Below are 23,094 nucleotides of genomic sequence, written 5' to 3'. Positions count from 1 at the left end.
GGAGTCGTATTTCTAAAAGTGGAAAGGTAAGGCTTATAAGGTTTTGATGGAACTTAATGACCATATTTTTGAAGACCTGAAACAATTTATAACAAATACATTTTTTAATTTCAGCTTTTTTATTAGGTTTGGTTTTCGTGAATAAAAAAAAATTGTAGATTTGCGATAGACCAATTATAAAAAAAAAACTCACAAACTATGCTAACAGTAATTCTTGCTATTGTAATTGTCGTCCTTCTTACGATTGGAATCGTATGGGTGATTGACAAATTTGTACCTAAAAACTTTAAGCCAATTTTACACATTGTACTTTGGGCAATAATTGCTTTTCTTGGCTATCAAACCTTCATGTCAGTTTACGGAGAGATCCAATTCAATGAACTTAAGGAAAAACGCTATTCTGTAGTTATTGAAAAATTAAAAGATATTAGAGATGCAGAGTTAGCATACAAACAAGTGAACGGTAAATTTACAGATAACTTTGATGAATTAGTAAAGTTTATTGAAACTGGGAAGTTTACAATCACGCAGCGTAGAGACTCCACTGTTTTTGATGCCGAAGCAACAAAGCGTTTTCATGGTGTTGTGACTACAAAAGAAATTGTAATTGTTGACACCTTGGCTTTTGTACCGGTTAAAGATTCTTTATTTGGAGCTGATACGCGTTATAAAACAATGATGAATGTTCCTGTAGGAAAACCAGGTGCGAAATTCGATTTGAAAGCAGGTTTCTTAGACAAAATTCCTGTGTTTGAAGCAAGCGTTGACAAAGCAATTATTCTTGATGGTGAAGATGAGAATCTTATCGCTAAAGAAAAACAAGTCGTTTCGGTTGATGGCGTTAATGGACCTACACTGTCTGTAGGATCCATGAATGAAGTTAAAACCAACGGAAACTGGCCTAAAAACTATTCAAAAGACTAGTAATTTGAATTCACATATAATAAAAGAACTGTCCATTCAAATTAGTTTGAGTGGACTTTCTTTTTGTATCCTTAACCGTTCTGATTCTGAAATTGAGTATTTAAAGCGCATCGACTTTAAAAACAAACTCGTGCCTGAAACAGTTTTGGAAGAATTAAAAGGCGTCATTTCCTCAGAGCCACTCCTCTCCCAACCTTTCGAAAATATTGTGGTGCTTTTTCAAAATGAACTTTCTAATTTAGTTCCAGAAGAATTTTTTGAAGAAAATAATGCTGCGGATTATCTGAAATTCAGTTCGAAAATTATCAGAACTGATTTTATTTCCCACGATAAAATTGAAGCTAATGACAGCGTCAATGTATTTGTGCCGTATATGAACATCAACAATTATCTTTTTGAGGTTTATGGGGAATTTGAATATAAGCATGCGTCAACGATTTTGTTAGAACAAATTTTGAAAGCGGAAGAAGGTGCTACTGGCGATAAAATGTACATTAACGTCGAACCCTTCCATTTTGAAATGGTTGTGGTTAAAAAAGGTAAATTTCAACTTTACAATACTTTTGAATATTTCACAAAAGAAGATTTCATCTATTTTGTACTTTTCAGCGTTGAGCAACTAAAACTAAATCCTGAAAACCTTACGGTTAAGTTAACTGGTAAGATTATGAAGGATGACCCATTTTACCAATTGCTGTACACCTATATTAGAAATGTGGAATTCGATGAACCTTCTAAAACATATTCTTACAACGATACCCTTGAGATCAACTCAAAGCATCAGTACTCACTTATTTTAAACAGTTTTAATTAATGCGAATTATCTCAGGCCAATTTAAAGGAAGACGCATCTCCGCGCCAAAAAATTTACCCGTTCGTCCAACGACCGACATGTCCAAGGAAGCACTTTTCAACATCGTGAATAATAATTTTTATTTTGATGAGATTTCAGTATTGGACTTATTTGCTGGTACTGGCAGCATTAGTTATGAATTTGCTTCACGAGGTACGAAAAGCATTACGTGTGTGGATGAAGATTTTGGCTGTATTAAATTTATCAATAAAACTGCTGAAGAATTTGAAATGCCGATCACTACCATAAAAAGTGATGTTTTTAAATTTTTAGAATCAGCGAAACTTCAAGTGGATGTTATATTCGCTGATCCTCCTTATGCTTTTAGTTTAGAGTTATTTTCTAAAATTCCTGAATTGGTATTTCAAAATGGATTACTGAAAGATGAGGGACTCTTAATTGTGGAACATGCCAAGCAGTTGGAGCTTTCAAAACTACCTTACTTCAGTTATTCTAAAAATTATGGCGGAAGTATCTTTAGCTTTTTTGAAAAAGCTGAGTAGAAGTTATTACACAGAGATGCACAGAGGAAAGCACAGAGATATGCGGAGTTTTTCTTTAAGATATAATCTATGCTGGGTACATCAGCTAGATCTGGGAGAAATTTAACTTTACCTCTTCTTACCTTTATTTAAATATAAAAACACAAAGCTCCTTGGAAGTACCAAAGAGCTTGTTTGTTTAAGTAGATCTATAAGCCGAATTCTGTACATTTTTATTTTGGAAAATGAATCCCAAAAATAAAAATGCCCTTATCATTTATCTGAGTGTACTGTTACCAGCACACTTTAGCTGTCTACCCTCCAACAATCGAGCGTGCCGCCCTTAAACGTTGGTATACATGACATTGCACCACATAGAGTTTACCTGCTTTCACTACAGCATGACCTGTACATTCTTTCTGTTGCACTTGTCCTGATCTCACGACCGATGGCCATTAACCATTATGTTGCACTACGGTGTTCGGACTTTCCTCCACCCCGAAAAATCGGGACAGCGATAAGGCGATTTACTTGGGCGCAAAATTACTTTAAAGATTTAAGTACTTAGCGTTTTAAGCACCTAAATTTTTCATATTATTAAAAATCCATCTTTTTCAGTCCAATACTCAGGGCGCTTACAACTTATTACGCCCTTTGTTGATAACTAATACTAAAATCTCCGTTTGTAATTCCTTTATTGGTGCCGAATTTATAACTTTGTTCCTTTCAGTTAGAGGTCAGTTAGACCCGAACTTGAATCTAGCATAACCAATGGAACAATTCGTAGTATCGGCACGCAAATACAGACCACAAACCTTTAAGGATGTTGTGGGCCAGCAGGCTATTACCAATACTTTGTTGAATGCCATTGAACACAATCATTTAGCTCAAGCCTTACTGTTTACTGGTCCGCGTGGTGTTGGAAAAACCACTTGCGCGCGTATCATGGCTAAAATGATCAATAGTGACGGTACAGAAAAGGAAGATGAAGATTTTGCTTTCAATATTTTTGAACTCGATGCGGCATCTAACAACTCGGTTGATGATATCCGGAACTTAACGGATCAAGTTAGAATTCCACCACAAGTAGGGAAATACAAGGTTTATATTATTGATGAGGTGCACATGCTCTCTCAAGCTGCTTTTAATGCGTTCTTAAAAACGTTGGAAGAGCCACCAAAGCATTGTATTTTCATTTTGGCAACTACTGAAAAACATAAAATCATTCCAACCATCCTATCGCGTTGTCAGATTTTTGATTTTAAGCGTATTACGGTAAAGGACGCCAAAAACTATTTGCAATATATTGCACAAGAACAAGGGATAGACGCTGAAGACGATGCCCTCCATATTATCGCTCAAAAGGCGGATGGTGCCATGCGTGATGCTTTATCCATTTTTGATAGAGTGGTTAGTTTTTCTGGTAAAAATCTTACCAGACAAGCAGTAACAGAGAACTTGAATGTTCTTGATTACGAAACATATTTTACGAGTACCGATTTAATTTTAGAGAATAAAATTCCTGAATTACTTGTTCTGTTTAATGAAACCTTATCAAAAGGTTTTGATGGCCATCATTATATAGCAGGTTTGGCTTCTCATTTTAGGGATTTAATGGTTTGTCAAAATGAACAGACCATAGAACTTCTTGAAGTTGGCGATGATACCAAAGTGAAATATATGGAACAGTGCAGAAAGACCTCTTATGATTTTCTGCTGAAAGGCATCGAGCTCGCCAACGACTGTGATCTCAAATACAAAAGCAGTAAAAATCAACGCTTACTTGTTGAACTCACCTTAATGCAACTTGCCTCTATCACTTTTGATGGAGAAAAAAAAAATAGCAAACATTACATAATTCCGGCATCTTACTTCAAGAAAAAAGGAATCACACCTGTGCCTGTAACACTTCCGAAGCAAGAGGAGATTGTTAGCACGCCTGCGGTCGCTGAACCAGCACAGATAATTGCTGAACCTAAAAAAACGGAAATCCCAAATCCGTATAGCCAACAAAGCACGCCTAAAATTGATTTAAAACCGGATGCCAATCGTACCTCGGGGCTTTCCTTAAAAAGTATTAAAGCTAAAAGAGAACATTTGATCAAACAAATGGAGGTTGTTATTGATCCTAATGATTTGCCATCAGATGATTTTACTCCTGAAGCCTTTTCAAAAGCTTGGGAAACCTACATCAACTCCTTAAATACTAAAGGAGAAAAGATCATGGTATCGATGTTGGAAATGAGTAAACCAGTTTTAAAGGGGGTTGAAATCCATGTCTCATTCCCAAATGAATCATTGAAGATAGAACTGGAGCGCGCGCAATTCCCATTAATGGAACATCTCAGAACAACGCTTCGGAATTTTAACTTATCTTTACATATCCATGTCAATGAGGAAATTGCCAAGCAATACGCCTTTTCATCGATGGATAAATATGAGAAGTTAAAAGAGAAAAATCCAAATATTGAGCTTTTGAGAATTACATTTGGATTGGATGTTTAACGTCAAACCATCATCTACCCGTTCTGAAGTATCAGGACAAAAACATCACTTATACATGAAAAACGTCCTTTTAGTAGTTGCTTTAATTTCAGTAGTTTGCTTGAGTTGTGATGGCAGGCAAACCAAAAAGGAAGCTTTAGAACGTGCTATAGCTAAACTCAACTTAAAAAGTAGTCCTATTGAAATGGTCACCTACCAACCAGAAGCCTATGTTGAAATCGTCACGGATACCATTATTTCCAACCACATAAAGGTTAACATCAAGAACTATTCGCTTTTAGATGAACAAATTCTTGTTTCAGATGCTACAGACGCCATTTATAAAAAGACCAATTACCAACGGGTATTTGCATCTGAAATAAGTATTTCTAATGCCTCTAAAGATATTTTTAGCATGCACATTTCTGCTAAACAATTTAAAACGATTAACGCTGATCCATTTTGGGACAGCGCGACTTTACAACATACTTGGGTAAATCAGGAACTTTCAACTGCAAACGATATCAAATTGGATATTTCCTTTATCAATCCTAAAAATAAGGCTTATAAATTGTACAGAATGTCTATTGATGCCAATGGTCAACAAACGCTTAACTTAATAGAAGAACATATTTAAAGAAAAAATAAAAATAACGTGATTTTTGCTTCGTCAAAATGACAAAAGAAGAAATATTAAAAATTTAAAAAACATGCTCGGACTTAAATTACCTACTGATCCACGTTGGGTCAATATCGTTGAAAAAAATATAGAAGATATTTTAACAGATCATGCCTATTGCGAACAAAAAGCGACTAGCACAGCTATTTCTTTGATTGTTAGCTTTCCTGAATATACGGAGCTGGTGCAGGAAATGGTGGCTTTGGTCAAAGAGGAAATCAGTCATTTTAAAATGGTACATGATCGCATCCTCGAAAATGGTTGGACGCTTGGGAGAGATCGAAAAGATGATTATGTCATTCAATTACTAACGTTTTTCCCAAAGGGTGGTAGCAGAACAACACAATTGGTCCACAGACTCCTTTACGCTGCACTTATTGAAGCTAGAAGTTGTGAACGTTTCCGATTGCTTTCAGAAGAATTAAAGGATAAAGAGCTGGCTGAATTCTACAGAAAATTAATGGTCAGTGAAGCCAATCATTATACGATGTTTTTAGGCTTTGCCAGACAATATGGCGATCGAAAAGAAGTGGATCAAAAATGGAATGAATTGCTTGATTTTGAAGCAGAAATCATGAAAAATTTAAGTGTCAAAGAAACCATTCATGGTTAGAATGCTATGATCTTAGTAACTAACATTTTCAATGAAAAAGTAAAGCTCCGATAATTTCGGAGCTTTACTTTTTTAAATAATTTTCAACGCTATTACAGCCTGTATGTAAAACCAAATTGCATGACACCTTGTTTGGCTTTAATATTTAAATCCTCGTCAAACACATTTGAAATTCCATATAAATAACGGAAATCGATTCCAATCTCGTCGGTAATCATATATTCGGCAAATCCAACACCTGAGAATGCGAAATTCTTAAATCCGTCATCTTTCTTATGAATTTTTAATCCTACCTGCGGGCCAACACCAACTTTAAATCCACCGAAAATATTGTAATTCAAGATGACTGGTAAGTTGAGATAATCCGTTTTATAATACTGTAAATTTGCTCCTTCAGGAGAATATTGCAATTCAGTCATTACCGCTAAGGTTTCGGTCAGGCCAAAATCTACAAAGGCACCAAATACAAATCCGAGTCTATGCGGATTGGCGACAATCCCATCGACATCATAATCCATGTTGGAAACGTTGGCCGCAAAGTGCACGCCGTACTTAGTGTCTTGAGAAAATGAAAAGGTGGTAATACCTGCAAAAAGTAAAAGAGTAAATATTTTTTTCATAGTTTCTTATTTGAGGTTGTGAATATATATTGAAATTAATCATTTCAAAGATATATTAGGTATGTAACAGTATAAAGAAGATAAACGGCTAGTTTATACCAAGCTTACACTTGAAACCGTACCAAAATAAACACTTTTAACAATCCCATCAGATAGTCCAATTTTAGGAACATAAATGTACTTGGCATTACTCCATTTCATGGCTGAAAGATAAATTCTGGTTGCTGGAATAATAACGTCCGCCCTATCTTGATTTAAATCCAATTCTGTAATTCGTTCTTCATAACTGTACGATTGTAACATATTGTAATAGGAGGTCAAATAGAAATACGTTAAAGGTTTTCCCATGGCTTTTCCGGAAATTTTAAAAATTTTATTGATGTTTCCACCAGAGCCTAACAAGTCAATTTTCTCAAAATCTTTGGTGTTTTGCTTGATCCACGTTTGCAACTCTAACCAAGTTTCTTTTTGAACCATATCATTCAACAATCTTACAGTACCAATCTTAATGGATTTTGAAGCTATGGTTGTTCCTTGATGAATCACAGAAAATTCACTGCTTCCACCACCTACGTCCACATATAAATAAGTTTTACCTCTATCGATAAAGCTGTTCAAATCAGTAGCCGCAATAATTGCCGCTTCTTCTTCGCCATCAATGATGTCAATCTTTATTTTCGTTTGTTTTTTGATGAGTTTTACAATTTCCTGTCCGTTTTCCGCTTCGCGCATTGCAGATGTTGCACAGGCTTTATAAACAACTACCTTATGCGATTTCATGAGTAACCTGAACGCGTTCATGGTATCAATCATGCGCATTTCATTTTCTATAGAAATTTTTTGGTTTAAAAACACATCTGCTCCCAAACGAATGGGCACACGAACCAATGCACTCTTTTTAAAAAGGGTGGGCTTTCCTTTTTGTTCAATGATATTAGAAATAAGCAAGCGTATCGCGTTAGATCCAATGTCAATTGCCGCGTATTTTTTAATTGTTAGCATAGTTTAGTTTTGCAGTTTATTAGCATAATAATCGTACATAGCAAATTGCGATCTGACTTTTGGCAAATTATTGTGTTTGTATTTATTTTCATGGTTACCACACAATAAACGTGCTTTAACATTGTCATTCCAGGAAATCTCAAAAACATCCAAAAGTTCATTTTTGATATCTTTATCATAGATAGGACAGGTCACTTCTACCCTATTTTCTATATTTCTTGACATCCAATCTGCTGAAGAAATAAAAACTTTGGGATCATTATTATTGCAAAACACCAACAATCTGGTATGCTCCAAAAACTTATCGATAATGCTGATGACCTCAATATTTTCGCTCATTCCTTTTATTCCAGGCACCAAGCAACAGATACCTCTAACGATCATCTGAATTTTCACGCCTGCTCTACTGGCCTCATAAAGCTTATCAATCATCATATAACTAGAAACACTATTGAGTTTCAGTTTAATAAATGCTGGTTTTCCACTTTGGACATTGAGAATTTCATTGTCAATGAGTTTATACAATTTTGTTTTGGTATAATGAGGCGATACAATAATATGTTTATACCTGAAGATTTTATAATTGGTTTCAAAAAAGTCGAAAACTTTAACCACATCTTTCAAAATCCGTGGATCGGAGGTGAATAAGGTATAATCGGTATACAGCGTGGCTGTGGATTCGTTGAAGTTGCCGGTACTTATAAATCCATAGTGTTTTATTTTATTGTTTTCTTCGCGTTCAATAACACACATCTTGCTGTGCACCTTAAGGCCTTTCACACCAAAAAGAAGATTCACACCGTCCGATTCCATTTGTTCGGCATAATCAATATTGGCTTGCTCATCAAATCGCGCTTGCAACTCAATGGAAACCGTTACTTTTTTGCCGTTTTTAGCAGCATTGATCAACGAGCTGGCTACATGCGAAATTTGCGCCAGTCGATAAATTGTGATCTTAATAGTTTTTACCTTCGGGTCCAAGGCGGCTTCCCTTAAAAACTTGACCACGTAGGAAAAAGTGTGATAAGGTGTATGCAGTAAATAATCCTTTTTGGCGATATTATTAAAGATACTTGTTTCTAAACTCAATCCTTTTACCGGTAAAGGTTTTATCTTTTCATACAATAAATCGGTTCGCCCCAAACTTGGAAAATCCATATAATCACGTCGGTTATGATAACGCCCTCCAGGAATAACGCTATCCTTGGAGTCGATGCCCATCATATTCATGAGTAATAACAAGGTTTCTTCATCTATCGTTTTGTCATACACAAATCGTACAGGTTCTCCAATTTGACGATGTTTCACACTGTCAGAAATTTTCTCGATAAAGCTTTTACTCAAATCGCTCTCAAAATCCAGTTCGCCATCACGTGTAATTTTGATCATGTGTGCTGAGATAGATTCGTACTCAAATATGTTGAAAATATCATTTAGACAATAACGCAATAAATCGTCCAACATGATGATATAATTGTCCTTGCCTTTTTTTGGCAGCACGACAAACCGATCCATTGTTTTAGGAATCTCAATAAGTGCGAACTGTTTTTTTTGATTAGTGAATACCATTTTCACCGCCAAATAGGCCGCATGATCTTTTAAGGTAGGTAGTTTTACCAGATCGCTCAAAATGATGGTAACCAATGCTGGACTTACGTACTGGATGAAATAGTTTTTAATAAAACGATGGTGGATGTCATCAATTTGAGTTTCGTTGACCATATGAATATTTTCATCTTCCAATCGTTTTTGTATGGCCGCTAAAATCTCAAGACTATCACTTTGCTGCTTAATGACAATTAGCGTGATAATTTCCAACAATTCACTTGCTGAAATTCCACCCAATTCACTTTTGCCAGTTTTTCCGGCTTGATCAATGCGTTTAACAGTGGCATATCTTACCTTAAAAAACTCATCTAAATTATTTGAGAAAATACCCAAAAAACGAAGACGCTCTATGAGAGGAACGGTTTCGTCTTCAGCTTCTTGCAAAACTCGTTCATTAAACTGTAACCAGCTTAACTCCCTATTGATGTATGTATTGGAATTTATATCTGTAACCATTAAGCGGGGCTGAATTATATCTCTGACAAATATATTCTATTTATAATTTAAAATAAAGGCACGATAGAAGATATAGCAGTTTGTTAACTTAAAAGATGCTCTTTTTTAGTACAAATTGACACAATGAAAAAACTAATATTATTTAAAATCTTTAGACGTCAGGATCATTTTGGTCTTTCCTACATTTACCTCTTTCCAATGATTGACGTCAAAGTCGATCATGACAAGACCTGACGTAGGGAGGTTATCAATATACGTATCTCCAAAACTATTGGCCAAGGATGTAAAGGCATGATTATGTCCGAAGATCATAATTTTGTTCAAGTCATCATCCAATGATTTTATGAACCGACGCACCTGATTGCCACCAAAATCATAGAGTTCTTGTTCAATAAGCAATAAGCTTTTTGGTAGATTTAAATTCTCCATAAAAACCTTGCAAGTTGTAGCTGCTCTGATTGCCGGACTGGAATAGATGGCATCAGGATGAAAATCATAGGCTTTAAACTCCTTAGAAATTAAATTTGCATCCGAAAAACCTCTCAGACTCAATGGGCGATTTAAGTCACTGACATCATCATCCCAAGAGGATTTTGCATGTCTTATCATTACGATTGTTTTCATTTTCACTTCGATTAAAAGCTTATTTTATCGACAAAGTGTTGGGTATGTAAGAATAATAGTTTAAACTTGCGTCTTAAAACCGCTGACTATTAACCTTCTATACCTCTAATTTATGATAAAAAATAACCGATCGAGAATCTTTCCTCGCTTTTTTTCAATCCTTGCCTTCGTTCAAAAGGTCGAATTAGTCGATAAACATTACTGACAGAGCCTTTTAACGATTATATATGTGATTTGCCATTTTTATTTGATTGGAAGCTTTTATCGCTCTTTATTTGTCTCAACCTATTTATTATATGACCCTAAATCAAAATAATTTTTTAATCCAACATGCATTAGTTTATAGTGCCTTCCCTCAAATAAATTTCATATTAATAAATTGTTTTTTGTCATCTATTAATTTAGTTGACCTATTAAGATTTAAACTCCAATCGTAACGCTATGAAGATAATCTTTACTCCAATGCTACTAAAATTAAATTTAGTATTATTTTTTATGCTATTCGCAAGTGTGTTTGATGTCACAGGACAGAACACATCGAAGCCTGCAACCCAATCCAAGCAAGGTGTTAGGGTTAATACTGAAAATTATTTACACATCAATGATGCGGTAATAAATGAGTATAGTACTGCCAAACATAGGTCAACTCCTAAGTCTAGGCCAATGGTAGACCCATTCAATTGTGAAAGTGGTTTAGTCTACATCATTACTAATACAACTTCTCCAAATGGAAATGTTAGTGGGTTACACTCATACAACTTAGGAACAAAAACACAAACACTTATAAAATATCCATTGGTAGACAGCAAAACGTCTTCTCAGTTTGTCAATGCGATTGGATATAATGTTGTGGACAACTACATTTATGGTATTCTTCAGGGCACCAACACGGCAGTTAAAATCGATGCCACAGGTGCAATGGAATTTTTAACTATTACCGGTGATTTTGGAGTTGGAGATTATAGTTCAGGTGATGTCGATAAAAATGGTGTTCTTTATATTTATGGACAAGGCAGATTTGTTTCTATAAACTTAAACCCATCTGCTCCGGATTATTTAGAAGCAAAGACTTTATTGAGGTATTCTAAGACGTTCCATGATATCGCATTCAGTCCAATCGATGACAATATTTATATGATAACTAGTGATAGTAGTCGAACACTCTTGCGTTTCAATATAGCAACTAATACAGTGACTTCACTTGGAAATGTAGCTGGATTGTCAGCTGAAAGCACCAATTCATTTGGAACAGCATTTATGGACAGTGTGGGCAATATGTACATTTCTAATAATGTTTCTGGTAATATTTATAAAATTGCGTCACCTCATTCGGGAGGTCTTGTCGCAGTTCCTTTTAACTCTTTAACTGGTTCTCCTGGAGACGGTGCCCGTTGCCCAAATAAATCAATCTCTCCAAATGCCGTAAAGGATCAAGCATGTTTGATAAAAAATGAAACAATCAGCATTGATTTGATTCAAAATGATGGATCAGGAACTTATCCCATAGATTTGGCTTCTGTTCAACTTATTGATCCTATCACAAATGTAGCCGCAACAACCGTTACAGTTGCAGGACAAGGGACATTTAGTGTTGATAATAAAGGAATTATGACCTTTACGCCACTGGTTGCTTTTACGGAGGCTACAATAAATTATACTGTTTCAGATACTGTTGGTTTGGTGTCGAACCAGGCGTCAATAACGGTTACACTAAACACAACCTCTGCTCCAACAGGTGCCAGTATTCAATCATTTTGTACAACAGAGGCCTTAACCATTACTGCTTTGAAAGCAACGGGCTCTTCTATCAAATGGTATGCTAGCGCAACGAGCACAACAGCCCTTCCTTCATCAACAGTACTTGAAGAAAAGACTTATTATGCAGCACAAACGACAAGTTCAGGTTGTGAAAGTCTCGAGAGATTAGCAGTTACGGTTGAAATATCTGGAGGTGTTTCTCTGGTTGGTTCAGAAGAACTCACTTGTACTGATAATAAAACTTCATATATCATTAAAGCCATCTTCAATGGTAATGCACCTTTGAAAGCTAATGGTAATGGCGCACCGGGAGTATTTACCGATAATGGAAACAAAACATTTACTTGGGTTTCCAGTCCGATTGCTGCTTCACTCGCCACTTATAATGTAGAAATCACTGATGTTAATGGTTGTAACAGTGTCGTACTATCTGGATATGCACCTTTTGATTGTTTAGCGTTGCCATTTAACTGTGACGACGGATTGGCTTTTATATTAACTAATACTGGTACTGACCAAAATAATTATGTCACTGGACTTTACACTCTTAATTTAGCAACCAACGTTCAAAATTTAGTAAAGTATCCGTTAGTAGAAGACACCAGTTCTCCACATCGTTTTATTAATGCGATTGGTTATAATATTTTAGACAATTATCTATATGGACTTCTTCAAAGGACTAATAAAATCGCGAAAATCGATAATGCTGGAGACATTGAATATTTGGATATTACGGGCTCATTTACCCCAGGATACTATAGCTCAGGAGATATTGATCACAACGGTGTTCTCTATTTATATAATGGTTCTAAATTTGTTTCCATAAATCTTAATCCTGCTAATCAAAATTATTTAGTTGCCATCAACTTAGTAAATTATAGTTCATCCGTAAATGATTTAGCTTATAACGTTTTGGATAATAACATTTATATGGTAACAAGTTCTTCAACACCAAAATTGTTAAGATATAATGTTGCAGCCAACAGTGTTACCGATTTGGGTATAATTACCGGATTGGAAGCTGAAACTACTTCATCTTTCGGAACGGCCTTTATGGATAGCATGGGGAATTTATTTATTGCCAATAACGCTTCAGGTAACACTTACAAAATTGCTTCTCCTGAAACTGGTGGTGTTGCCGCAGCATTCTATAGCTCCGCAATGGTAGGATTACAACCTGGGGACGGTGCAAGATGTCAAAATCAAATTACGCTTCCTGTCGCCAATGACGATATCACATGTGGTACCGTCGATACGAACACTATTATAAATGTGCTTACTAATGACGGCGAAGGCTCATACGCTCTTGATATAGCTTCTGTTCAATTAATTGATCCTGCAACTTTGGCGCCAGCAACTTCAGTTGTAATCGCCGATCAAGGAACTTTTACTGTAGATGCAAACGGAGTGGTAACCTTTTCACCAGTAGCAACGTTTACGGAGGCATCTGTTCAATATTTTATGAAAGATGTTCTTGCTAATGAGTCACAATTAGCGACAATAACAGTGAAGCTTAATGTATTTGAAGTTACTTGCCCAACTTTTGCTGATCTTAACGTTGAATGTTATGGTAATTTGCCAAATCAAACCACCTATAGTATCAAAGAATTTGAAGCTCTAGGCAATGGTAATGGACGCATTGATGATTCTTCATGTGGCATCATCAAAATCACAGCATCAAATAGTTCAGATAACGGTGAATGTTCACAGACCGTTACAAGGACTTACACGATTACAGAATATGCTGACGATGAAATCACGGTTATCAATACAATGGAATGCATACAGATTATAAAAGTGCAAGATGTAACTGCTCCAGTATTTGGTGAATTACCTGCAGAATCAACAGTGGAATGCGGATCTACATATGCGTTCGCACCGGCTACTGCGACCGATACTTGTGACTCCGAAGTGGCATTGACTTATGAAGACGTGACTGTTGCTGGTGCATGTGATAACAACTATTCAATAACAAGAACTTGGACGGCTACTGATGCTTGTGGGAATACTTCAACAGCATCACAAACCATAAACGTTCAAGATACTAATGCTCCTAACCTAGTAACTGAATACGAAGCGGAGATTACCATAACATGTGATAACATTCCTATGGTTCCTGAATTGGTATTTGAGGATGCATGCTCAAACAATATTGAGGTTGCATTTACCGAAACATCAACGGCCGGTGATAATAGTAAAAATTATGTTATTACCAGAACCTGGACAGTGTCTGACCTATGTGACAACATCTCAATTCACACGCAAATTATCAACGTTATTATTGTTAATCCAATCGTTGCCATTAATACAGAACTTTGTAATGATGATGATTTTGATTTTGACCTCTTCAGCTTATTGAGTGGAACTGTTGATAAGGAAGTTGGTACTTGGAGCGTGGTAACCGGTAATGCAACATTGGATGGAAGTACTTTTAATCCTTATAAAATGGATTTAAGAACCTATACTTTCAAATACACTGTAGCTGATGAGAATTGCCCTACTGAAACCTTAGTAAACATTGTCCTAAATGATGACTGTGTGCCATTGTCATGTGGTGCTGAGGATGTGGTCATTTCAAAAGCTGTGACAACTCATGCTGATGGAAAGAATGACTTCTTCACGATAACTGGAGTAGAAACCTGTGGCTTTACTTATGAAGTTCAAATATTCAACCGTTGGGGTGCTATGATCTATGAGTCCAAGAATTACCAAAATGATTGGAATGGAACAGCATCTAAAGCTTCGGTAGGAAGTTCAAATTACGTACCATCAGGTACATATTATTACGTCGTTAACCTAAAAAACAGTGGATTGAAACCTTTCGCAGGACCTATCTACGTTGCAACCAAATAAATTTTAACCTATGAAATTTGTAAAGTTTAATATCATCGTTTTCATACTGTTCACTAGCTGGGTGGGCGTTGCTCAACAACTACCTCAGTTTACACAGTATATGTACAACACCATCTCCATAAATCCAGCTTATGCTGGTAGTAGAGAAACCTTGAGTGTGGTAGGACTGCACAGGAGCCAATGGGTTGGACTCGAAGGAGCGCCAACTACTCAAACGCTATCTGTACACGCACCACTGCGCAATGAAAAGATTGGTTTAGGATTGTCATTCATCAATGACGAACTTGGGTATCAAAATTTCCAATATGTTTATGCTGACTTTTCTTATAGCATTCAAACAGGAGAAAACACTAAATTGGCATTCGGATTGAAAGCTGGTTTTACCGGATTTAGTTTGGATTCAGATTTCCGAGAAGCAGAGTTTGACGATCCTGTTATCTACGGCTATGAAAACAGATGGAAACCGAATATTGGTGCCGGTGTCTATTGGCATAGTAGCAGATGGTACTTGGGACTATCTGCTCCAAGAATGTTGAATACCGATTACAACGGCGATGACAATTTTGAAGCATTGGAACGTTTGAGCTACTATTTCACGGGAGGCTATGTATTTGACCTAAATGAATCAACCAAATTTAAACCGGCATTCTTAGTAAAAGCTGCCAACGGTGCACCACTATCTTTGGATTTAACGGCAAACTTCCTGTTTAATGAAGTGTTTTGGATTGGTGGATCTTACAGAATTGATGAAAGAACTTCTGCTTTAGGAGGGATTGCTGATTTTCAAGTGTCAAAACAGCTAAGAATCGGATATGCCTACGAATATCCTTTTTCTGACCTAAGACCTTACACAAGTGGGACACATGAAATTTTATTAATGTTCGAAATCTTTAAGAACAAACGTATTAAATCGCCTCGATACTTCTAAAACTTATGACTATGAAAACAAAATTATTTATATTTCTCTTTGCGCTTAGTAGCACATTCATGGTTGCTCAAAAAAAGCTGGCAGATAAATTCTTTGATAACTATTCTTACGTTAAAGCCACTGAGCTTTATGAAGAAGCTGTAAAAAAAGGAGATAGTAGTGAGCATGTCCTCACACGTTTGGGTGACTGTTACTATAACAACTCAAAATCAAAGGAAGCCGCATTTTGGTACGGTAAAGCTGTTCACAAATACAACAAGATTAATCCTGAGGTTCTTTTCAAATATATTCAGAGCTTAAGAAGTATTGAAGACTATAGGGAGGCTGACAAATGGTTGGTGAAATTTAAAGATATTCAAGGAGGCGATAGTCGTGTGAAAGATTTTGACGCTAACAATCTCGATCTTTATGAAGACTTGGCATCTACTGAAAATGTGGTTGTGAAACTTGAGAACATGCCTTTCAATACTGAGTTTTCTGATTTTGGTGGCTACATGGCGAATGGCATACTTTATTTCGCATCTGCCAGAGATGTCAAATTGAAAAAGAGATACGGCTGGAACGATGAACCTTTCTTAGATATTTATCAGGTCATCGTAAAAGATAATGACGGGAAAAAAGAATACAGCGATGTTGATTTTATCAATTCTTCAAAAATTAACACACCATATCATGAAGCCTCTGTTGCGATCACTAATGATGGTCAAACCATGTATTTTACGAGAGATAATGTTGACAGAAGAAACAAATTGGATTATGATCGAAAGGGAACTTCACATCTAAAATTGTATAAAGCTACTTTAGATAATGAAAAATGGACAAACGTTGTTGAACTTCCATTTAATGATAAATACTTTTCCAATGGTCACCCAGCCTTAAGTCCAGATAACAAAAAATTATATTTTGTATCCGATCGTGAAGGCGGCTTTGGCCAAACGGATATTTATGAAGTTGACATTTTAGAAAATGGAAAGTATAGCGAACCTAGAAATCTAGGTCCAAAAGTAAATACTGAAGGACGTGAAATGTTCCCTTTCGTTGCTAAGGATAATACGCTCTACTTTTCTTCTGATGGGTATTTGAATTTAGGTTTATTGGATATTTATAAGACTAATATCCTATTGGATGCAAATGCCGAACCTCAAAATCTTGGGGCACCTTATAACAGTAGTTATGATGATTTTGCATTCTATATGAATGATGGGAGCAAAACAGGCTACCTCTCCTCTAACCGACCTGGTGGAAAAGGAAATGATGATATTTACGCGTTTAATGCAGAACCTTGCAAGCAGCTAATCCAAGGAATTGCCAGAAATATTAAAAACAGCGAACCTCTAGCTAATGTTGAAGTGAAGCTGATTAATAAATCTGGAAAGATCGTTGCCACAGTGACAACATCAGACACTGGAGCGTTTGAATTTAATGCAGATTGTGACAAGACCTATACGGTTTTAGGTAGCAAAAAAGATTACAAAGATGCTTTAAAAGAAGTAGCGACTAATTTTGAAGATGGCAAAATTAACAATGCCGATCTTTACTTGACACCGTTAATTGACGCGAATCAAATTGTCATCAACCCTATTTTCTTCGATTTTGACAAATGGAATATCAGAACAGATGCAGAATATGAATTGGAACATATTGTGGACGTCATGAGAGAACACCCTGAAATGGTTATCAAAATTGAATCGCATACAGATAGTAGAGGAAGTGACAGTTACAACATGAAACTATCTGATAGAAGAGCAAAATCCACAAGAGATTATATCCTTTCAAGAGGAATTGCCAAAGATCGCATTGAAAGCGCTATCGGTTATGGCGAAACCCAATTGCTCAACAAATGTTCAAACGGCGTTAAATGTACCGCAGAAGAGCACCAGTTGAACAGAAGATCCTACTTTTATATATTGAAAGATTTAGATTAGCCCCTTATAAGTTCGGAGTGTTATTTTAAATTTCAAATCTATACATTTGAGATATGAAATACAAGAAATGGAGTTTAGCAGAGAAGTTAGAGATCCTAGCCTGTTCGGAAGAGATAGGAGCTGTTGAGACCTGTCGTAAATACAGCGTCAGTTCGGGAACTTTATATAGCTGGAAGAAGAAGCACGACAATAATGGAGAAGCTGGCCTAAAAGTTACCTATGATACTCGCAGCAAGGAATTAAAGCAGTTAGAAGAAGAAAACAGGATACTCCGTAAGCTATTAAGCAACAAGGAAATAGAATTAGAAGTTGGACGCGAACTTTTAAAAAAAAAGTTTGGGACGTCCGATCCAAGAAAGATTTAGTGGATGTTATTTATAAAAAATACGCTATCAGTAAGACCAAAATAATCGATATGGTTGGTATGGTACATAGCAGTTATTATCGTAGGCCAAGTCTTGGTAAAAAGGGCAATACACCCAGTAAAACTACCTATCACAAGACAAATGGTTGGGTAGATCAAAATACAGTAATAAGGTCGGTTAAAGACATTTTAAGTCATGAGTTTATAGATTGTGGATACCGTTTAATGACCGCTTATTTAAAGCGAGACGGCTATCTAATTAATCATAAGAAACTATACAGGATAATGAAAGAGGAAGGTTTACTCAAGTTAGAAAACCGTATAAATAGAAGTGGTTCTGGGCGAAAATTTGTGAAATTTAGAAAAGTAAAGACCTCTAGACCTTTTGAATGTTTAGAAATGGATATAAAGATGGTTTGGATTCCAAGCGCGGGTAAAAACGCCTATTTGTTATCTGTAATAGATGTTCATACACGTAAAATATTAAAAGACTATTTTTCTTTTTCTATAAAACAGGCTCAAGTTATAGAGTTACTGTCGCTCTTGTTTTTAGACTATGAATATCCTGAAAGGGTTGTTATTAGAAGTGATAATGGAAGTCAGTTTATTGCTAGAAGTGTACGAGAATACCTTGGTCTAATAGGAGTCCAGCAAGAGTTTACACATGTAGCAACGCCAGAAGAAAATGCTCACATAGAGGCATATCATGGCATATTAAAAAAAGAAGTCTTTAACAGAGTTGATTACAGAACCTTTGGCGAAATTCAAATAATATTAAAGAGGTACGTTGATTTTTATAACAATACCAGGCTTCACGGCCTCTTGGGACGAATTACACCAATGGAGAAATGGAATCAGGACAAACAGTTGATTTTAATGAATAATTTAACCGCATAATTAATAATCGAAATTTAAAAGAACACTCTTGTTTTATAGGGGTCAAAACAAGATTAATTATCTATAAAATAAGATTAAAAAAGCAGACCAATTCGGTCTGCTTTTTTTTATGCAATAATTTTTCTAAAAGAACTCCCAATGATAAAATTGGCGTGTAAAATGTTTGAATTATGAATCTGATTCCTTTGAATTAAATCTATCGAATGACAGGCTTTGGATCGTTTATCGAGTGGACTATTCCCTATTTTTTTTAAAGTAAATCATCACCAATCATATGCATCAAATGATAATTTGTTTGAAGCAAGTCATCTAAGTTCATGATTACTTTCTCTATTTTTTTTGTCAATTTAATCAAAAGTTAGGTTTCTAACTTCCATTTTTTAGGAATTTTGTACTTCAAAAAGTCCCGAATTTGACTTAGAAAAATGCACCTTACGCTCTTAAAAGACCTAGAAATCTAAACTAGAAAATATCGTTGGAATAAAGAACCAATTTGTTCTTGATCTAAGTAGACGCTTCATTAACATGATCAAGGACAACACCCTTTTGAATAAAAAAAACCACTCGTAATCGAGTGGCTTCTTTCAAAATAACTAACACTTTATTTAAACTCAAATTCAGGCTAACGCTTTATAAATATATTTGTGAAATACCATTTTCCTTGTGAATTCATTTCAGCAGAGATATCAAAATCAGTGAAATCCCCTTCTATTGTTGCCTTATGACTTGGACTATTTAACCATGCTTTAACCACTGATTGAGCCGAACTGTAGGCATAGGCCACATTTTCTGATACCTTAGTTGCTGCAGCATTTTGTACCAAACTTGTTTTACGTTGGTAAAAATTATCATGGTTAACCTGATCGAGAGAAACCATATAATCGGTATGCGTAAAGGCTACAGATTTAATAATGCTTAAGTTATTCAAGGGTGCTAAATCCATTCCAATTCTATAATTATTTATTAACTCCAAAATCTCTATCTCAATCAATTTAGCTGGTGGAGCTTTTTCTAATGCAGTTTGATCTATTTGGTTTTCTTGAAACTCATCCGATGAACAGGAAAACATTAACATTACCATTAAGGCCAACATTGGTAGGTAGATTCTTGATTTCATAAGTAGGTTATTCGATTTGGTACAGCTAAAGTAAAAGACTAACCTCAAAAAAGTGTTAAATAAATGTTAAAATCGATAAAGCGCGTGCTTTTTATCGGTTTAATATGTAAATCATCGATGAAATGCACTTTAGAAACCTAAAACCATGTCCTACGTCGTTAAATGAATACGATTCATCGACAAACAAGAGTTTGGAAAAATGAACTATGGGGTATTTCTAAATGGAAATAATGTTGTCAATGGAGTAAAATCTGAGAGAATTATCTAACTGTTTAAAAAAAACAGTCAGATAAGCGGCATGAACAAAGCTTGATAATATTCAATACATCACCTTAGAACCTAGCTTGAATTTTAAAAATTCAGAAAATCATAAGAAGCAACAAATGTTGTTCATCGTCGAATTACAATTAACATTACGGTGAAAGTCGTTCCATAACCCAATCAAAATCTTCGCTCAAAGTAAATCTAATTCGGTCATGCAATCTATTGGGACGTCCTTGCCAGAACTCAATGGAAATAGGTTTCACAATAAAACCTCCCCAATATTCAGGTCGCGGAATTTCTTTGCCTTCATAGGCTGTTTCCAACTGATGTAGTTCGTCTTCAAGAACTTCTCTGTTCTTAACAACTTCACTTTGATGGGATACTATGGCACCTAATTGACTTCCTCGAGGTCGGGATTCAAAATACCCATCACTCATGTTTGGCGACACTTTTTCTGCCGTGCCTTTAATAATCACTTGACGTTCGGCTTTAGGCCAAAAAAAAGAAAGACATACTTTAGGATTGGCGATAATAGCCTTTCCTTTTTCACTATCGTAATTTGTGTAAAAGATAAAACCTTCGTGGGTATATTTCTTAAGGAGCACTACCCTACTTTTAGGAAAACCATCCAATCCAACGGTAGAAATAGTCATGGCATTTGTCTCACCTTCATTAAAATTAGAATCAACTTCATAAAACCATTTTTGAAAAACTTCCATAGGATTATCACTGATATTCCCTTCCAGTAATTCTTGTTTTTCATAGGATTTTCTATAATTCCCTAAGTCTGTATTCATTACAAATAATTTTATGTTTAATGGCGATATTTATTTTTTTGGTCGTCAAATTCTTATAAATTTAACCATTATTTCCCTAAAATGCGATTTGAAGAAAGTAAATATTTTAAGCTCATACGACATTCAAAAATAGAATTTTCGTTTGGAAATTTTTATCTCTGTAACAATTTTATAATCTCCGAACTCGATGAAGGTATTCATTTTGATTGGGATAAAATTTTAGAGGTTATTGGTGCAGCCTTTGACTATTATGGCGAAAATTTAAAGATCGCCTACATTTCCAATAGAGTACAATCTTACTCGATTGAACCGCAATTATGGCACAAATTTCATAAAGAATTTGACTTTATCATTGCCACGGCCACAGTAGCTTACAATGATTTTAGTTATATCAATGCCTCTATTGAAAAGCAGTTTACAAAAAACAGTTTAAAGCGTTGTGATGATTTAGACGAGGCAATTAGTTGGGTGAAACACCTTAAAGAGTTTAGTCAAAATTAAAACGCTTGCCATCATTCGCTAATTTAACGGGTTTAAAAATCGTTTCCGCTTCTATTTTGAATTCATTCAAATTATCATAACGTGTTGAAAAATGACCTAAAATAAGCGTCTTTACATTGGCTTTTTTGGCAATCAGCGCTGCTTCTTTCGCTGTAGAATGTTTTGTTTTTAGTGCCAAATTAACATGTTTTTCTAAGAAAGTCGATTCATGATATAAGACATCCACGTCTTTTATAAGCGGCACAATATCCTCTTTATAAGCGGTGTCACTGCAAAACGCATAACTTTTTGGCGGATGAGGCGGTAAGGTTACTTTTTTATGATCGATAAGAACGCCTTCATTATTAAGCACATCATAGCCTTGTTTTAATTTGTTATAATAGGCCATATCTATATTGGCTTCGATGACTGACGGCATGTGCAAATGACGTTCGCCTTCCTTTTCCTTAAACAGAAATCCGTTGGTATAGATACGATGATCTAGCGGAATGGTCCACACTTCTACTCTATCATCTTCAAAAATAAGTTCGGAATTATTGCTTGTTAATTCATGGAAATAAAGCGGGTAATTGGTCCAGGAATCGGCCAATTTCATTTGAAGGGTTATGACTTCCTTTAGACCTTTCGGACAGTGGATATGCAATTCAGTTTCTCGCGTCAACAATCCAAAGGTTGAAATCAATCCGACCAACCCAAAATAATGATCGCCGTGTAAATGGGAAATAAAAATATGCTTAATGCGGGAGAACTTGATCTGATTCCGGCGCAATTCTACCTGCGTATTTTCACCACAATCAATCAAAAAAAGATGGTTGTTTATTTCCAAAACCTGAGCTGTGGGATTGGCTTCTTTACGAGGTGTTGCACTGAAGCAACCAAGAATTGTAAGTTTCATTTTTTAAGTTTAGAAGTTTGACGTTATAAGTTTAGAACAAAAATAGATGAGAATAAATTGTATTTTATTCGTAAACATCTAAACCCTAAACTCCTCAACTCATAAATTTATTTTAAAAACCAAGATCGCGCTCCATCTCCTCCATTTCAATGACGTCGTAAGCTTCCTTAAGCGTTGGAACCACGGCAATTTCATCTGGCATTTCATCTAAATCGATTTGATCAGTCACAATTACAAAAGAATGTTTGGCATGACGATGTCTGTTGGAAATTTCAAGAAATTCAACGATGTCAGCTAAGTTCACTTTATTTAAAACCGACAGATTAATGATGACATTATCATTTTTAAATTTCGGATAAGTTGCCTCAAGCTTCTTTACCAATTCGATAATGGTACTTTTTTCTTGTGTGATAAGGGTTGTATTGTTGTCTTTATCAAAAATCATAAGTC

General features: G+C 35.6%; 20 protein-coding genes and 1 other RNA gene. 12 read left to right on the top strand and 9 right to left on the bottom strand.

Features of this window, described 5'->3' with window-relative positions; all coding sequences use genetic code 11:
• The first annotated feature begins 198 nt into the window (after positions 1-198).
• From ABIQ28_RS05645 to rsmD, 3 genes are read left to right on the top strand one after another with little or no spacing between them, the layout of a single operon-like run.
• Positions 199-924: a hypothetical protein gene (locus ABIQ28_RS05645; protein ID WP_348035905.1), complete on the top strand. Its 726-nt coding sequence runs from the start codon at positions 199-201 to the stop codon at positions 922-924.
• Positions 925-928: 4 nt separating this feature from the next.
• Positions 929-1,738: a DUF3822 family protein gene (locus ABIQ28_RS05640; protein WP_348035904.1), complete on the top strand. Its 810-nt coding sequence runs from the start codon at positions 929-931 to the stop codon at positions 1,736-1,738.
• Positions 1,738-2,280: a 16S rRNA (guanine(966)-N(2))-methyltransferase RsmD gene (gene rsmD, locus ABIQ28_RS05635; RefSeq protein ID WP_348035903.1), complete on the top strand. Its 543-nt coding sequence runs from the start codon at positions 1,738-1,740 to the stop codon at positions 2,278-2,280. The genes ABIQ28_RS05640 and rsmD overlap by 1 nt, the downstream gene beginning before the upstream one ends.
• Positions 2,281-2,455: 175 nt before the next feature.
• Here the strand turns inward: rsmD and rnpB are convergent.
• Positions 2,456-2,793, bottom strand: an RNA gene (rnpB, locus tag ABIQ28_RS05630) — RNase P RNA component class A.
• 237 nt (positions 2,794-3,030) lie between these two features.
• Between rnpB and dnaX the strand changes: the two genes are divergently transcribed.
• The 3 genes from dnaX to ABIQ28_RS05615 all read left to right on the top strand — a co-directional run bounded on the left by dnaX (position 3,031) and on the right by ABIQ28_RS05615 (position 6,035).
• Positions 3,031-4,764, top strand: a complete 1,734-nt coding sequence (gene dnaX, locus ABIQ28_RS05625) for a DNA polymerase III subunit gamma/tau (RefSeq protein ID WP_348035902.1) — start codon at positions 3,031-3,033, stop codon at positions 4,762-4,764.
• Between the two features lie 55 nt (positions 4,765-4,819).
• Positions 4,820-5,380, top strand: coding sequence for a hypothetical protein (locus ABIQ28_RS05620; RefSeq protein ID WP_348035901.1), 561 nt, complete (start codon positions 4,820-4,822; stop codon positions 5,378-5,380).
• 73 nt (positions 5,381-5,453) lie between these two features.
• Positions 5,454-6,035: a tRNA-(ms[2]io[6]A)-hydroxylase gene (locus tag ABIQ28_RS05615; protein ID WP_348035900.1), complete on the top strand. Its 582-nt coding sequence runs from the start codon at positions 5,454-5,456 to the stop codon at positions 6,033-6,035.
• A gap of 92 nt (positions 6,036-6,127) precedes the next feature.
• Here the strand turns inward: ABIQ28_RS05615 and ABIQ28_RS05610 are convergent, their stop codons facing one another.
• The 4 genes from ABIQ28_RS05610 to ABIQ28_RS05595 form a co-directional block, all read right to left on the bottom strand.
• A complete protein-coding gene (locus ABIQ28_RS05610; protein WP_348035899.1) occupies positions 6,128-6,655 on the bottom strand; it encodes an outer membrane beta-barrel protein in 528 nt (175 codons plus the stop codon).
• Positions 6,656-6,748: 93 nt separating this feature from the next.
• On the bottom strand, positions 6,749-7,657 hold the full coding sequence (locus ABIQ28_RS05605; protein ID WP_348035898.1) for an exopolyphosphatase: 909 nt from the start codon (positions 7,655-7,657) through the stop codon (positions 6,749-6,751).
• Between the two features lie 3 nt (positions 7,658-7,660).
• Complete coding sequence (gene ppk1 / locus ABIQ28_RS05600) at positions 7,661-9,721, bottom strand: polyphosphate kinase 1 (RefSeq protein ID WP_348035897.1); 2,061 nt, start codon at positions 9,719-9,721, stop codon at positions 7,661-7,663.
• A gap of 138 nt (positions 9,722-9,859) precedes the next feature.
• A complete protein-coding gene (locus ABIQ28_RS05595; RefSeq protein ID WP_348035896.1) occupies positions 9,860-10,345 on the bottom strand; it encodes a histidine phosphatase family protein in 486 nt (161 codons plus the stop codon).
• A 462-nt stretch (positions 10,346-10,807) separates the two neighbouring features.
• Here ABIQ28_RS05595 and ABIQ28_RS05590 point away from each other — a divergent pair, with 462 nt between their 5' ends.
• Genes ABIQ28_RS05590 through ABIQ28_RS05570 form a run of 5 tightly spaced genes read left to right on the top strand, consistent with a single transcriptional unit; the run spans position 10,808 to position 19,070 of the window.
• On the top strand, positions 10,808-14,956 hold the full coding sequence (locus ABIQ28_RS05590; protein WP_348035895.1) for a gliding motility-associated C-terminal domain-containing protein: 4,149 nt from the start codon (positions 10,808-10,810) through the stop codon (positions 14,954-14,956).
• 10 nt (positions 14,957-14,966) lie between these two features.
• Positions 14,967-15,884, top strand: coding sequence for a type IX secretion system membrane protein PorP/SprF (locus ABIQ28_RS05585; protein WP_348035894.1), 918 nt, complete (start codon positions 14,967-14,969; stop codon positions 15,882-15,884).
• An 11-nt stretch (positions 15,885-15,895) separates the two neighbouring features.
• Positions 15,896-17,809 carry an OmpA family protein gene (locus ABIQ28_RS05580; protein ID WP_348035893.1) on the top strand — a complete coding sequence of 638 codons (1,914 nt, stop codon included), beginning with the start codon at positions 15,896-15,898 and terminating at the stop codon, positions 17,807-17,809.
• Positions 17,810-17,862: 53 nt separating this feature from the next.
• Complete coding sequence (locus tag ABIQ28_RS05575; RefSeq protein WP_348035892.1) at positions 17,863-18,174, top strand: transposase; 312 nt, start codon at positions 17,863-17,865, stop codon at positions 18,172-18,174.
• Complete coding sequence (locus ABIQ28_RS05570) at positions 18,174-19,070, top strand: IS3 family transposase (protein ID WP_348035891.1); 897 nt, start codon at positions 18,174-18,176, stop codon at positions 19,068-19,070. Before ABIQ28_RS05575 ends, ABIQ28_RS05570 begins: the two co-directional genes overlap by 1 nt.
• Positions 19,071-19,692: 622 nt before the next feature.
• On the opposite strand, the gene ABIQ28_RS05565 is transcribed toward ABIQ28_RS05570, so the two are convergent.
• Positions 19,693-20,187, bottom strand: a complete 495-nt coding sequence (locus tag ABIQ28_RS05565) for a CAP domain-containing protein (RefSeq protein ID WP_348035890.1) — start codon at positions 20,185-20,187, stop codon at positions 19,693-19,695.
• A 413-nt stretch (positions 20,188-20,600) separates the two neighbouring features.
• Entirely contained in the window at positions 20,601-21,248 is a 648-nt protein-coding gene (pdxH, locus tag ABIQ28_RS05560) for a pyridoxamine 5'-phosphate oxidase (RefSeq protein WP_348035889.1), read from the bottom strand.
• A gap of 81 nt (positions 21,249-21,329) precedes the next feature.
• On the opposite strand from pdxH, the gene ABIQ28_RS05555 reads away from it, so the two are divergent.
• Positions 21,330-21,749 carry a hypothetical protein gene (locus ABIQ28_RS05555; protein ID WP_348035888.1) on the top strand — a complete coding sequence of 140 codons (420 nt, stop codon included), beginning with the start codon at positions 21,330-21,332 and terminating at the stop codon, positions 21,747-21,749.
• Here the strand turns inward: ABIQ28_RS05555 and ABIQ28_RS05550 are convergent.
• Both ABIQ28_RS05550 and ABIQ28_RS05545 read right to left on the bottom strand, forming a co-directional pair.
• Positions 21,736-22,644: a ribonuclease Z gene (locus ABIQ28_RS05550; RefSeq protein WP_348035887.1), complete on the bottom strand. Its 909-nt coding sequence runs from the start codon at positions 22,642-22,644 to the stop codon at positions 21,736-21,738. The genes ABIQ28_RS05555 and ABIQ28_RS05550 overlap by 14 nt on opposite strands.
• Before the next feature lie 112 nt (positions 22,645-22,756).
• Complete coding sequence (locus tag ABIQ28_RS05545) at positions 22,757-23,089, bottom strand: ribonuclease Z (protein WP_348035886.1); 333 nt, start codon at positions 23,087-23,089, stop codon at positions 22,757-22,759.
• Positions 23,090-23,094: the final 5 nt, after the last annotated feature.

It is taken from the genome of Gelidibacter sp. (assembly GCF_039916245.1).
GTDB lineage: Bacteria > Bacteroidota > Bacteroidia > Flavobacteriales > Flavobacteriaceae > Gelidibacter.
Note: the sequence above shows the minus strand (reverse complement) of the source record. Positions and strands in the feature narration are given on the sequence as shown.